The organism is Serratia sp. HRI, from assembly GCF_010119335.3.
Classification (GTDB): Bacteria; Pseudomonadota; Gammaproteobacteria; order Enterobacterales; family Enterobacteriaceae; genus Serratia; species Serratia nevei.
The window spans coordinates 3,724,425-3,737,461 of sequence record NZ_CP083690.1 but is presented as its reverse complement, the minus strand read 5'-3'; the positions used below and the strand labels follow the sequence as shown (position 1 = coordinate 3,737,461).

General features: G+C 61.4%; 6 protein-coding genes and 3 tRNA genes. 4 read left to right on the top strand and 5 right to left on the bottom strand.

Annotation, left to right across the window (positions count from 1 at the left end; translation table 11 throughout):
• Positions 1–13: 13 nt before the first annotated feature.
• Positions 14–1,150: a murein transglycosylase A gene (gene mltA, locus GF111_RS17865; RefSeq protein ID WP_038878731.1), complete on the bottom strand. Its 1,137-nt coding sequence runs from the start codon at positions 1,148–1,150 to the stop codon at positions 14–16.
• 216 nt (positions 1,151–1,366) lie between these two features.
• Here mltA and GF111_RS17860 point away from each other — a divergent pair.
• The 3 genes from GF111_RS17860 to GF111_RS17850 all read left to right on the top strand — a co-directional run bounded on the left by GF111_RS17860 (position 1,367) and on the right by GF111_RS17850 (position 1,720).
• A tRNA-Met gene (locus GF111_RS17860) sits at positions 1,367–1,443 on the top strand.
• A gap of 57 nt (positions 1,444–1,500) precedes the next feature.
• Positions 1,501–1,577: transfer RNA gene (locus tag GF111_RS17855), tRNA-Met, on the top strand.
• A 66-nt stretch (positions 1,578–1,643) separates the two neighbouring features.
• Positions 1,644–1,720: transfer RNA gene (locus GF111_RS17850), tRNA-Met, on the top strand.
• Between the two features lie 89 nt (positions 1,721–1,809).
• On the opposite strand, the gene amiC is transcribed toward GF111_RS17850, so the two are convergent.
• The gene (gene amiC / locus GF111_RS17845; protein WP_047729977.1) at positions 1,810–3,063 is read right to left on the bottom strand and encodes an N-acetylmuramoyl-L-alanine amidase AmiC; all 1,254 of its coding nucleotides are present in this window, start codon (positions 3,061–3,063) and stop codon (positions 1,810–1,812) included.
• A gap of 221 nt (positions 3,064–3,284) precedes the next feature.
• On the opposite strand from amiC, the gene argA reads away from it, so the two are divergent.
• Positions 3,285–4,628, top strand: coding sequence for an amino-acid N-acetyltransferase (gene argA / locus GF111_RS17840; RefSeq protein ID WP_048234611.1), 1,344 nt, complete (start codon positions 3,285–3,287; stop codon positions 4,626–4,628).
• A 37-nt stretch (positions 4,629–4,665) separates the two neighbouring features.
• On the opposite strand, the gene recD is transcribed toward argA, so the two are convergent.
• From recD to ptrA, 3 genes are read right to left on the bottom strand one after another with little or no spacing between them, the layout of a single operon-like run.
• A complete protein-coding gene (gene recD, locus GF111_RS17835) occupies positions 4,666–6,516 on the bottom strand; it encodes an exodeoxyribonuclease V subunit alpha (RefSeq protein WP_038878723.1) in 1,851 nt (616 codons plus the stop codon).
• Positions 6,513–10,064 (bottom strand): exodeoxyribonuclease V subunit beta, encoded by a 3,552-nt coding sequence (gene recB / locus GF111_RS17830; protein ID WP_055317065.1) that lies wholly within the window; start codon positions 10,062–10,064, stop codon positions 6,513–6,515. Before recB ends, recD begins: the two co-directional genes overlap by 4 nt.
• Positions 10,061–12,949 (bottom strand): pitrilysin, encoded by a 2,889-nt coding sequence (ptrA, locus tag GF111_RS17825; protein WP_147190190.1) that lies wholly within the window; start codon positions 12,947–12,949, stop codon positions 10,061–10,063. Before ptrA ends, recB begins: the two co-directional genes overlap by 4 nt.
• Positions 12,950–13,037 lie beyond the last annotated feature (88 nt).

Sequence of the window (13,037 nt, the reverse complement as noted above, 5' to 3'; positions counted from 1 at the left end):
ACGCCGTATGCGTTTAGCGGGTGGCCAGCAACGAACCGCCGCCGTTTGACTGATTGGCGCTGAACAGCTGGCCACCGCCGTTGTTCTTCAGCACCCAGACGCGGCCATAGTGGTTGTAGTATCCCGCCGAGTGGCCGGCTTCCGGCCCGATGCCCTGATACATGTCAAAATGCTGGCCCTTGATGGCGCCGCCCACGTCGAGCGCGACCATCAGGCGCATCTCGTATTTTCCCGTGAATTTGCCCTTGTTGTCCAGCAGCGGCACTTCGGCCAGCAGCGTGGTGCCCGCCGGGATCAGCGAACGGTCGGAGGCCACCGAGGCTTTGGCGATCAGCGGCACCGCGCTGGCGCCCTTCACCGGCGCAAAAGCTTCCGGGCGGAAGAACACGAACGACGGATTCTGCTCCAGCAGCTCACGCACCTCTGCGGCGCTGTGGGTATCCGCCCACTGACGGATCGCCTGCATCGACATGTCAGCCTTGGCCACTTCGCCGCGATCGATCAGCACCTTGCCGATGCTGCGATAGGCGTGGCCGTTCTTGCCGCCGTAGCCGAAGAACACCAGCGGCTGGCCGTTGCCGTAGTCGACGTAGCCACTGCCCTGGACTTCCATCATGAAGTTGTCCATCAGCGAGTTGGTGTAAGCGATGATATAGCGATCGTCGAGCGCGCCGGAATAGATGCCCGCGCGATCCGGCAAGCGGCCTCTGCCCTTCGGCGGCATGCGGTACAGCGGATAGCGGAACTCGCCCTGTTGGGTATAGCGCGCCTGCACCACCGGCGTGTAGTAGCCGGTAAACTGCACGTTGCCGTAATTGTCGACGCCTTCCATCTGGTAAGCGCTGAGGCCGTACTGGCTCAGCATGCGCGTGTCGGCGCCGGACGCCATCCAGCTTTGCACCGCCTGATAGGTGCTGCTGTTGCGGTTAAACAGCGAAGGCGACGCGTACTTGATCTCCATCAGCTGATCCGAGTAGTCCTTGGCGTTGACCGGCGAACCTTTGGCGTTGGGCTGATTGACCAGCTCCAGCGATTGATCCAGACGGCCGTCTTTATATTGCTGACCCCGATCGGTCGGCTTGGACGAACAGCCCGCCAACACCGCCACCATCAACCCGCCCAGCAGGTATTTGCCCCAACGTCCTTTCATCGCGCACACTCTCAAACTGATATGATCTACCGGCTGAACGATAACAAACGCTCATTGATAAAGGAATCGCTGCAAATAAAAAAAGCCGCATGGAGGATGGTGATGAAAAAGAAGGCAAATTGCGGGCAAATCCAGCAGAAAAACGGGTTTAGGCCAATAAAATGCAAAAAGGGTTTGCAACAAAACGCATGGAGAGTATAGTGCGCATCCATCGGACGCGGGGTGGAGCAGCCTGGTAGCTCGTCGGGCTCATAACCCGAAGGTCGTCGGTTCAAATCCGGCCCCCGCAACCAACCGATGCCGCATTAGCGGTATTTGTGTTTGGCTTCGATAACAAAGTATTATACGGACGCGGGGTGGAGCAGCCTGGTAGCTCGTCGGGCTCATAACCCGAAGGTCGTCGGTTCAAATCCGGCCCCCGCAACCAACCGAATGCCGTACCAGCGGCATACCATGAAACGGTGGTTTCGTAGTAATACAGCATCAAGACGGACGCGGGGTGGAGCAGCCTGGTAGCTCGTCGGGCTCATAACCCGAAGGTCGTCGGTTCAAATCCGGCCTCCGCAACCAACTCTTGATGACAACAGACAAGCACCCTGAGGGGTGTTTTTTTGTATCTGCAATCCGCAAAATAGCCGGACTCGCGCCCGGCCCGGCTTCTATCGGCTCGCCAGCGCGCCGCCGTTGGCGAAATAAGCCTTGATGCCCGCCAGAATCGACTCTGCCACCTGCTGCTGGAAATGGCTGGTGCGCAGCTTGCGCTCCTCCTCAATGTTGCTGATAAACGCCGTTTCCACCAGGATCGACGGGATATCCGGCGCTTTCAACACCGCAAAACCGGCCTGATCGACGCGATTCTTGTGCAACCGGTTGATTTTCCCCATCCGATTCAACACTTCCTTGCCGAACTTCAGGCTGTCGTTGATGGTCGCGGTCTGGATCAGATCAAACATGGTGTGGTCGAGATAGCGGTCGCCGCTCTTGCTGACGCCGCCAATTTGGTCCGAAGCATTCTGCGTCTGCGCCAGGAACTTGGCCGCCGAGCTGGTGGCGCCCTTGGTAGACAGCGCGAACACCGATGAACCGCGCGCTGCGCGGCTGGTAAAGGCATCGGCGTGAATCGAAACGAACAGATCCGCGCGCTGCTTGCGCGCCTTGGCGACGCGCACCTTGAGCGGGATAAACACGTCTTCGTTGCGCGTCATGAACACCTTCATGTTCGGCTCGCGCTTGATCATGGCGCTCAGCTTGCGGGCAATCTGCAATACGATGTCTTTCTCGCGCGTCTTGTACTTGCCGATAGCGCCGGGATCTTCACCACCGTGGCCGGGATCCAGCATGATGACGATCGGCCGATCGCGCCCCGCCTTGCCGGCCTGCGGCGCCTCCGGCGGCAGCGTGCGCTCCAGATCGCCCTTATTGTAATCTTCCAGTAACGCCAGTAGCGGATCATACTCCTCGCCGCCGCTGCCGGCCTTGGTCGGGTAGAGATCCATTACCAGGCGGTTGCGATACTCCGGCACCGGCGCCAGCGTGAAAATATGCGGGCTGACGCTCTGCTTGAGCTCCAGCACCAGCCGCACGGTATTCTGATCGAACTGGCCGACGCGCGCCTGCTTGAGATAAGGGTCGTCGGCACGTACCTGCCCGGCGATGCCTTTCAGCACGCTGTTAAGGTGAACGCCTTCGATGTCCACCACCACGCGATCGGGATTGGTCAGGGCAAACTGCTTGTATTTCAGCTCGACGTTGGATTCCAGCGTGACGCGGGTATAGGTGGAGGATGGCCAGACGCGCACGGCGATCACGTGCGATGACGCGGCGAAGCCTGTACGACTCACACTCAGCAACCAGCTGGCGGCAACGCCCTGTAATAAACGACGGCGGCCCAGATTGTGATTAGAGTTTGGCATGCGGCTCCGGCAGTAATAGCTGTTTACAACAGATGAAAAAAACACCAATAAAATGGGGATGCCGAAAACTTTAACCAATCATTCCAGCCCTGTCATCAGAAAATCTTTTTATGGTTTTTCAATTTATTAACCATTTAGCACCCTTAGCGCACTCTTCATGACGATTTCCCGCTTGCCATCGGCGCAATAAAAGAATAAAAATACAAAAATACCGTATAAATATGCAAAAGAGGTTTGTCGTGAAGGAACGTAGTACAGAGCTGGTGCAAGGATTCCGTCACTCAGTCCCCTATATCAATGCCCACCGCGGCAAGACGTTTGTCATCATGCTCGGCGGGGAAGCCATCGAACACGAGAATTTCTCCAACATCGTCAACGATATCGGGCTGCTGCATAGTCTGGGCATTCGCCTGGTGGTGGTTTACGGCGCACGGCCGCAGATCGACGCCAATCTGGCGCAGCACAACTATGAGCCGATCTACCACAAACACACCCGCGTGACCGACGCCCATACGCTCGAGCTGGTCAAGCAGGCCGCCGGTTTGTTGCAGCTCGATATCACCGCCCGGCTGTCGATGAGCCTCAACAACACGCCGCTGCAAGGTGCGCATATCAACGTGGTCAGCGGCAACTTCATCATCGCGCAGCCGCTGGGCGTCGATGACGGCATCGACTACTGTCACAGCGGCCGCATTCGCCGCATCGATGAAGACGCGATCCACCGCCAGCTCGACAGCAACGCCATCGTGCTGATCGGCCCGGTCGCGGTTTCGGTCACCGGCGAGAGCTTCAACCTGACTTCGGAAGAAGTGGCTACCCAATTGGCGATCAAGCTGAAAGCGGAAAAAATGATCGGTTTCTGCTCCTCACAGGGCGTGACCGACGCGGAGGGGAACATCCTTTCCGAGCTGTTCCCCAACGACGCGCAAAAGCGCCTTGAAGAGCTCGAGGAAGGCGGCGACTACCATTCCGGCACCGTGCGCTTCCTGCGCGGCGCGGTAAAAGGCTGCCGCAGCGGCGTACGCCGCAGCCACCTGATCAGCTACCAGGAGGACGGCGCGCTGGTGCAGGAGCTGTTCTCGCGCGACGGCATCGGCACCCAAATCGTGATGGAGAGCGCCGAACAGGTGCGCCGGGCGACGATCAACGACATCGGCGGCATCCTGGAGCTGATTCGGCCGCTCGAGCAGCAGGGTATTCTGGTGCGCCGTTCGCGTGAACAGCTGGAGATGGAGATCGACAAGTTCACCATTATCGAACGCGACAACCTGACCATCGCCTGCGCGGCGCTGTACCCGTTCTTAGAGGAAAAAATCGGTGAGATGGCCTGTGTCGCGGTACATCCCGATTACCGCAGTTCTTCGCGCGGCGAGATGCTGCTGCAGCGGGTGGAAAACCAGGCGCGGCAGATGGGGCTGAAGAAGCTGTTCGTGCTGACCACCCGCAGCATCCATTGGTTCCAGGAGCGCGGATTCACCCCGGCGGAAGTCGACGTGCTGCCGATGCAAAAGCAGGCGCTGTATAACTACCAGCGTCGTTCCAAAATCCTGCTGGCCGATCTGTAATCCCCACGGCGCGGCCGTTGCCGCGCCCCTTCAACGCTTATTCCGTCGCCTGCAGCCGTTCAGCCAATCCGCTGCGACGCTGAGTCGGCATGCGAATGGCCCGCAGCAACACCGCCTCCGTGGCATACAGCGAGAGCTGCTTACGCGCGCGAGTGATCGCGGTATAGACCAGCTCACGCGTCAGCACCGGCAGGAAGTGATTCGGCAACACCAGGACCGTATGGTCAAACTCCGATCCCTGAGATTTGTGCACCGTCATGGCATAGGCGGTTTCATGCGCCGGCAAACGGCTCGGCTGCACCGACTTGATGCTGCCGTCCGGCAGTTGGAAATGCACGCGCAGATCGCCGTGCTCATCCGGCAGCGTGATGCCGATATCCCCATTGAACAGCCCCAGCGCGCTGTCGTTGCGGCCGATCATCACCGGCCGGCCCCGGTACCAGCGGCCGAGCACGCCCGGTTTGCGGTCGATCAGACCGGCACGCTGCAGCCCGAGCTCAATACGATCATTCAAGCCGGCGACGCCGAACGGCCCTTCACGCAGCGCGCACAGCACCTGAAAACGGCCAAAGGCCGCCAGCACCGCCGCCGCGTCCGCGCCTTCGGCGGTCAGCCGCAAATAGTCGCGATAGCCCGCCACGCAGGCATCCAACAGCGCCTGATACTCTTCGCTCGTCGCCAGCGCATAGCCCGTGACATCGCCGAAACTGCCGTTTAATGCCGCCAGCGCGCGATCCCCCGCACCGGCGTTGACCGCCAACGCCAACTGACCGATACCGGAACGGGCATCGAAACGGTAGCTCTTGCGCAGCAGACACAGGCTGTCGCGCACCGCCGCTTCCGCATCGGCCTGCTGCCCTGCGAGCGAACAGCCGGTCAGGCGGCTCAGCTCTGCGGCACGCGCGTCGCTGTATCCCTGCTCGGCAAAGCGGCAAATATCTCCCAGCACCGCGCCGGCCTCCACCGAGGCCAGCTGATCGCGGTCGCCGAGGAAAATCACCCGCGCCCGATCGGGCAACGCGGCAATCAGGCGTGCCATCATCGGCAGATCGACCATCGAGGCCTCATCCACCACCAGCACATCCAAATGCAGTCGGTTGCCACGGTGATAGCGCATGCGCTGACTGTTCGGTTGCGCCCCCAACAGACGGTGCAACGTCGCCGCCTCCGTCGGGAACAGCGCCTGCTGCGCCGGGGTCAGCGCCAGTTGACGGCTGGCGCTGCCAAGCGACTCCGTCAGGCGCGCCGCCGCCTTGCCGGTCGGTGCCGCCAGCTGAATGCGCAAGCGCGCGCCTTCATCCAGCTGCACCAGCGCCGCCAACAGCTTGGCGACGGTGGTGGTTTTACCGGTGCCAGGCCCGCCGGAAATGACCGCGATACGCCGCGTAGCGGCCACTGCGGCGGCGATCTTCTGCCAATCGGGCTCGTCACTCGCCGCGCCGAACAAGCGGTCGAGAATAATGCGCAGCTCAGCCTCCGGTACCGCCAACGACTCGCCTTCACCGCCGATAAACGCCGCCACTTCACCTTCGTTTTGCCACATGCGCTGCAGATACAGGCGCGGCCCGCGCAGCACCAGTGGCGTAGCGCTACTGCCGTCCCCGACCGCTGCGCTGGCCGCCAAACGCTGCTGCCAACGCGCGCTATCCGGTCGCCCGGCCGCCTCCCACACCGCCAGCGCCAACGCCGGCTGGCGCCCTTCAAACAGCGTGTCCGCCTGCAGCTGTTCCAGCATCAGACAGACGTGACCGGCCCCCGCCTCTGCGCTCAGGCAGGCGGCGGCCAGCAAAATATCGGGCTCGTCTTCGTTCGCCACCACGCGGGCGAACTGCACGTCCAGCGGGCGCAGCACGCCAAGCGCTACCGCCTGCTCCAGCAGTGCGATCATGATCCTTCCTCCGTCGCCGCAGCTTCGCCGCTGAACAAGCGATCCATCCCCTCCACCAACTCAAACTCGGGGAGACAGGTGAAAATGCCGTTGCCCGGGTGCGCCGCATCCACGCCGCGCAGGAACAGATAAATCACCCCGCCAAAATGGCGCCGATAATCGTAATCCGGCAACCGATGACGCAGATAACGATGCAGCGCCAGCGTATACAGCTGGTATTGCAGATCGTAACGATGCTCCGCCATCGCCTGCTCCATCGCCGGCCGGGTATAGGCGCTACTGTCTTCCCCCAGCCAGTTGGACTTGTAGTCCAGCAGGTAGTATTTGCCCTGCCAGCAGAACACCAGGTCGATAAAGCCTTTCAGCATGCCCTGCACCTGATGAAAATCCAGCGCCGGACAGCGGGCGGAAAGCGGATCGTAACGCTTCACCAGGGCATCGAGCTCCTTCGCCTGCAACAACCGGTTAATCGGCAAATAGAACTGCAGCTCGGCCTGCTTGTGCTGCGGCGTCAGCGCCGCCAGCGTCACACCGCTGTCGGCGAGCGGCGTGTTGAGCAATACCCGCATCCACGCCAGCAAAATCGGCTGCCAATGTTCGGCGAACCCGTGCTGTTGCAGCTGTGCCAGCAGCCACTGTTCGTCCAACGGCTGAGTGAAATCCAATGTTTCGAACAGGCTGTGCAAGAAGGTGCCGGGCGTTGCGCCGCGCGGGAAGGTATGCGGTGTGAGCGCTGGCTCACTTTCTTCCCCGCGCTCGCCCGCGGCGTCAACATCCAGACGCGGCAGCAGATCCTGCATCAGACTCGCGCCGTGCTGTTGCAAACCGGTATAGCTGGTCACCCGCCAAAAATCCTGGATCCGCCGGGTAAAGTTTTTCGCCGCCAACGCTTCGGCCAGCGCCGCCTGGGGCTGCCAGGGCGCCTCGTCCGGCGGTTCCACCAGCGACAGCGCAATGCCGCCGCCCGCCAATTGCTGCAGCCGCTCCTGCAGATACGCCGCGTCGCCGGCCTGCCCGCCCTGCACCAGATAACCCAATGCGCTGCGGTGCAGATCGGTCTCGCCCTGTTTCTTGCGCGTGCCCTGGAACAACGGCGCGATGCCGATGCTGCAGTGATACACCGAGCGGGTCAGCGCCACGTACAGCAGACGCAGGTCTTCCGCCAACCGCTCCTCCTCTGCCCAGGCCTGGCTCTCTTCATTGGCGTCGAGATCCAGCAATGCCTGGAAGCTATGGCGATCGTGATACAGCGCCTGTTGCTGCTGGCGGAAATTGCCGACGAACGGCAGCCACACCAGATCGAATTCCAGCCCCTTAGACTTGTGGATGGTGATCACCTGCACCAGATGCCGGTCGCTCTCCAGCCGCAGCTGTTGATTGTCGGACTGGCGATTAGGCTGGGCAATCTGCTGCGCCAACCAGCGAACCAGCGCATGCTCGCTGTCGAGCTGCGCCGCCGCCTCTTGCAACAGCTCCCCCAGGTGCAGCACGTCGGTCAAGCGACGCTCGCCGCCGGCGCTGGCCAGCAGGTTCTCCGCCAGCTGGCGCGCTTTCATCACCTCGCTCAGCATCGGCAACACGCCGCGGCGCAGCCAGAGCGTGCGGTAATCGTCGAATTCATTAACCAACGCGTCCCAGGCGCGCTCATCGCGGCTCAGGCCGTCCAGCGTCGGCGCGTCCAGCCCCATCAGCCCGGTGGCCATGGCGCTGCGCAGCGTGCGCTCCTGTTCCGGCGCCAACACCGCCTGCAACAACCACAGCAGGTCTTTGGCCTCCGGGGTGTCGAACACGCTGTCGCGGTTGGATAGATACACCGATGGAATGGACAGCGCGCTCAGCGCATCGCGCACCAACGCAGCCTCATTGCGGCTGCGCACCAGCACCGTGATATCGGAAGCTTGTACCGGCCTTGGCTCTTTGCCGCCCTGCAGCCACGCCTGGCCCTGCTGCCCGGCGCTGAGCCAGTCACGAATTTGCGTGGCGCACAGGCGCGCCATCAACTGTTGGTAATCACTTACACCGGCGCCTTCCCCCTGCTGCAGCCAGAACTGCATCGCCGGTTGCGGCTTGCCGTGCAGGTCAAACGCCAACCCTTGGTTCTTTTCTGCCGCGCTGACCTCGATAAAGGGGATTTGGCCGAACAGGAAAGGCTTTTCTACCTGAGAAAACAGGTGATTAACGCTGGCGACCATCGACGGCGACGAGCGCCAGTTAGTCTCCAGCGTATAGTGGGCGCTCACCTCTGAACGCGCCCGCATGTAGGTAAAAATGTCGGCGCCGCGAAAGGCGTAAATAGCCTGCTTGGGATCGCCGATCAGCAGCAAGCCGCAATCGGGCCGGCCGACGTAAAGCTTTTGGAAAATACGGTATTGCTGCGGATCGGTATCCTGGAATTCATCGATCATCGCCACCGGGTAGCGCTGACGGATCGCCTGCGCCAGCTGTTCGCCGCCGCCGCTTTGCAGGGCGCCGTCCAGCCGGCTGAGCAGGTCGTCAAACCCCAGCTCGGCGCGCTGGCGCTTTTCCTGCTGAATGGAAGTGCGGATCTCGCTGAGCGCGCGCGCCATGATCAGGTCGCGCAGCGTCAAGGGTTCATCGAACAGTTCATCTATCGCCGTGAACAGCGCATGCCGCGGCGGCTCGCCTTTCTTGGTCTTCTCCAGCAGCACCGACTGGCGAAATTTATCCAGTTCCTTCGGCAGCTGGTAGTCCTGAGTCTCCTGCCCGCTCCATTCGCCGACCTTGTTCAGCCAGTTCGGCAGGTGCTTGCTGCTGTAACTGCGCTTATCGACGCCTGACTGGGCGATCAGCGCCTCCAGCTCGCCCGCCGCCGCCCGCCATTGCGCCTTGATGGCGTCGATGCGTGCGACGATCTGCTCGTGGCGCATCAGGACGGTTTCTTCCTCCTTCGGCGGCCGACGCAGCGCCGGCGCTTCACCGTGCAGATAACCGGAGAGATCGGCCAGCAACGCTTCCGGGCCGCTCCACTCCTGGCTGACCGCACGCGCCACGCCCAGCGGCAACGGATAGCAGTGGCGACGCCAGAAGTCGGCACAGGCCTGCCGCCGCAGCGGCAGCTCGTCCTGCACCAGCGTTTGTTCAAACAGCATGCCGGACTCGAAGGCGTTGTGCGTCAGCATTCGTTGGCAAAAGCCGTGAATGGTGTAGATCGCCGCTTCGTCCATCTGCCGCTCCGCCGCCAGCAGCTGCGAAGCGGCGTCGGTCAAATCGTCAATTTCAGCCATTAGCGCCGAAAACAGCGGGTTGGCGCTGACGCCCCGTACACAGGCGATGCGTAATCCGTGAATATTGTCGCGGATACGCCCGCGCAGCTCCTCAGTGGCGGCCTCGGTAAAGGTCACCACCAGGATTTCTTCTACCGTCAGCGGGCGAGGAAACGCCGCTTCACCGCCCAACCCCAGCAGCAGACGCAGATACAGCGCGCCGATGGTAAAGGTTTTGCCGGTGCCCGCCGACGCCTCGATCAGGCGTTCGCCGAACAGCGGCAGCGTCAGCGGCTCCAGCCTCTGCGGGGCAGTTTCCGTCATGGCGTCGCCACTTTGCGCGGCAGGATCTGCTGCAATGCAGACGCGTTCGGATAGGTGACCCAGTCCTTAGGCGCCGCGTAATCCGCCTTGTCTTGCCCGCTGCCACTCACCTGTGACAGCACCGCCAGCCCCTGTGGCTGGATCACCGCCTGGTGGAAATAATCCGCCAGTTTGGCCGACGTCAGCTGTTGCACCTGCGCAATCAGCTTCTGACGGGTATCGAAGGCAAAATTGCCGCGATCGAAATCGTTGGCGAACCGACTGGCCTCTTCGCTCAGGGTTTGCGGCCGCTGCTTCAGCTCATTGATGAGCGCCTGTTTGTACTGCTCAAAGTCCGCCTCGCTCATGTCGCGCAAGCGCTTCTCGGTTTTCGGGTAGAAATCCTGATAGCGCTGGTACAGGTAGGCCGGCTGCTTGCTGTTGCTCTGCAACAGGAAGCCCACGCCCCACTGGCGCCCCACCGACATCGGGAAGGCAAAGACCGCATACCCCAATTGCTCCTGAGTGCGCAGTTGGCTATAGAACCACGGCTGAATAATCTGCCCCAGCAGCGAGCTGTAGGCCATGCCGGTCACTTCGTCGTAGCCGGTCGGCACATAGACCGCCGCCAGCGCCGAGTCGGTGCTGCTGCCCACCTGTTGCAGGTTGGCCAGCTGATTCTTGTCCACCACCACATCTTCGCCGTGCCACCATTCAATGCCGGTACAGCCCAGGCGATGCTTCAGCGTCGACGCCAGCGTGTCGACCTGCTGCTTGCTCATGTTGCCCACCACCAACAGCTCTGGCGTGGCCTCGGCCAGCAGGCTATCGCGATAGGCCAGCACGTCTTTCAGCGTCAGCGTCTTCAGCACTTCGCGGCGCTCGCGGCGTTCGGAATACGGCACGCGCGAAACCATCTGCACCGGCTGAATGGCCAGCTCAAACGCCTTGCCCTTCTCGGCGGCGTCCAACTGTTCCAGATACCAGGATTTGGCCTGCGCCAGCTGATCTTCCGTCGGCGTGAAGCTGGAATAGCCCTCGATCAGCGCCGTCAGCAACTGCGGCAAACGCTGGGTAAAACCGTTGGCGTTAAACATCAGGCCGTTGTTCGGCGAGGTCGAGAAGCTCAGTCCGCCGACCGATGCCTGATAGCTCAGCTGATCCAGCGCGAGGCCGGCCAGATAATCCGTCAGCGAGAACAGCACCTGGTTACGCGCGGAATCCATGGTCTTGGCGTTGCGGAAAGCGACGGTGACGTCGGCCTTCGGCTCGTCGGCGAAGTAACGGCTCGGCATGTACAGCACGCGCAGGCCAGGTTTATCCACCACCATTTCCGGCTTTTTGAACTCGTGCGACGGCTTGGTCAGGGTAAAGTCATCCGGGATGTACGGGTTGAGCGCCGGCAACGACAGGGAAATGCCGCTGCCCAGCTGCTGCCACTGCGTAAAGCGCTGCGGCGTGATTTTGTCGACCTGGTAAGGCGCGTTGACGAAATAGGCCGTCTTGTTGTGCGGCTCATCCGGGCTGACGAACCAGATGCGCGCGTTTTGCGGCGTCATGGCATCCAGACGTTCGGCGATCGCCTTAGGATCATAACGATCGGCCAGGTAAGGCGCGTCCAGCGCATGCTCAACCGGCACGCGCAGCATCGTGTCCACCAGCCATTCGATGTAGTCCATGTCGCGCGTGATCGACGGATAACGGAAATCCAGGTTCAGAACATGCGAGATTTCATCGAAGTAGCTCTGCTTGATGCCTTCGCTGCGCAGCATTTTCAGGTAGTTGAAAATGGCGGCGACGACTTCGTCGCGCTGGGCCAGGCCTTTGTCGGTCAGGGAGACGCTGATGGCGAAGACGCCGCCGTTGCGATCGACCATCGGATCGGCGCCGGCATTGATGGCGTCCGCCAGCCCCTGCTTCTGCAACCAGTCAGACAGCGTGTTCTTGCTGCGGTTGCCGATCAGGTAGCTGATGTAGGTATCGGTTTTGCTGCGAAACGCGGCGCTGTTGTTATCGATGCGGAACTCGACCTTCAGCTGCTTGCGCGGCTGCGCCGGCACATAGTGAATGATGATGCCCTGCTGTTCCGGCGTCACGGCCGGCACGGTGATCGGCGGCACGCTGGCGTCGTGATTCGGCACGCGGCCGAAGGTTTTCGCCGCAATATCAGCCAGCTGCGGCAACGGCTGATTGCCGTACAAAACGCCCATCATCAGGTTGGCGGAGTAGTAGCGTTTATAGAAGCCGGTCAGCTCATCGTGCAATTTGCTGTCCGGCTTGTCTTTCAGCGTATCGAGATTACCGCCGGAGAAGCGCGCGCTCGGATGCGCCGGGTTAAGGGTTTCCGCGCCGACCTGCGCCATACGCATGCCGTCGCGCGAACGCGCCATCGTCAATTCGGCGTTCACCGCGTTGCGCTCGCGATCGGCATTGCCCGGATCCAGCAGCGGCTCGGCAATGGCGTCGGCCATGCGATCGACCGCCTGCTCCAGCGCGTCATTTTCCACTTCCAGATAGAAGGCAGTGCGATAAGAGGCCGTGCTGGCGTTGTGGCTGCCGCCGTGCTTTTTCAGGAATTCGGACAGGTTCTCCGGCTCTGGGTAACGTTTGGAGCCCATCAGTACCATATGCTCCAGATAGTGCGCCAAGCCCAGTTGGCTGTTCGGATCTTCGAGTGACCCAACCGGCAATGCCAGCGCCGCCAGCGATTTCGGTGCCCGGGCATCGGACACCAGCAACACCGTCATGCCGTTAGCCAACTTGATCGCTTCATACTGACGTGGATCGTGTTCGCTCTTGTTGATCTTCTCCGCCAGCGGTTGCCATCCTTGCGCGGCCCAACTCAACGGTGCCCAACACATAGCCAATAATACCAGCCCGGCGATACGGGCCAACTGTCTGCGCATATCCAAAATAAACCCCTATTCTGACGTCGCTACGCCCACTCCCTGACGTTGGCGACGTGCATCAAAACCACATAACCAAATCGGTACT

Coding starts and splice junctions, on each gene's coding strand:
- ptrA (WP_147190190.1), bottom strand. CDS start 12,949: ATGCGCAGACAGTTGGCCCGTATCGCCGGGCTGGTATTATTGGCTATG.
- mltA (WP_038878731.1), bottom strand. CDS start 1,150: ATGAAAGGACGTTGGGGCAAATACCTGCTGGGCGGGTTGATGGTGGCG.
- argA (WP_048234611.1), top strand. CDS start 3,285: ATGCAAAAGAGGTTTGTCGTGAAGGAACGTAGTACAGAGCTGGTGCAA.
- recD (WP_038878723.1), bottom strand. CDS start 6,516: ATGATCGCACTGCTGGAGCAGGCGGTAGCGCTTGGCGTGCTGCGCCCG.
- recB (WP_055317065.1), bottom strand. CDS start 10,064: ATGACGGAAACTGCCCCGCAGAGGCTGGAGCCGCTGACGCTGCCGCTG.
- amiC (WP_047729977.1), bottom strand. CDS start 3,063: ATGCCAAACTCTAATCACAATCTGGGCCGCCGTCGTTTATTACAGGGC.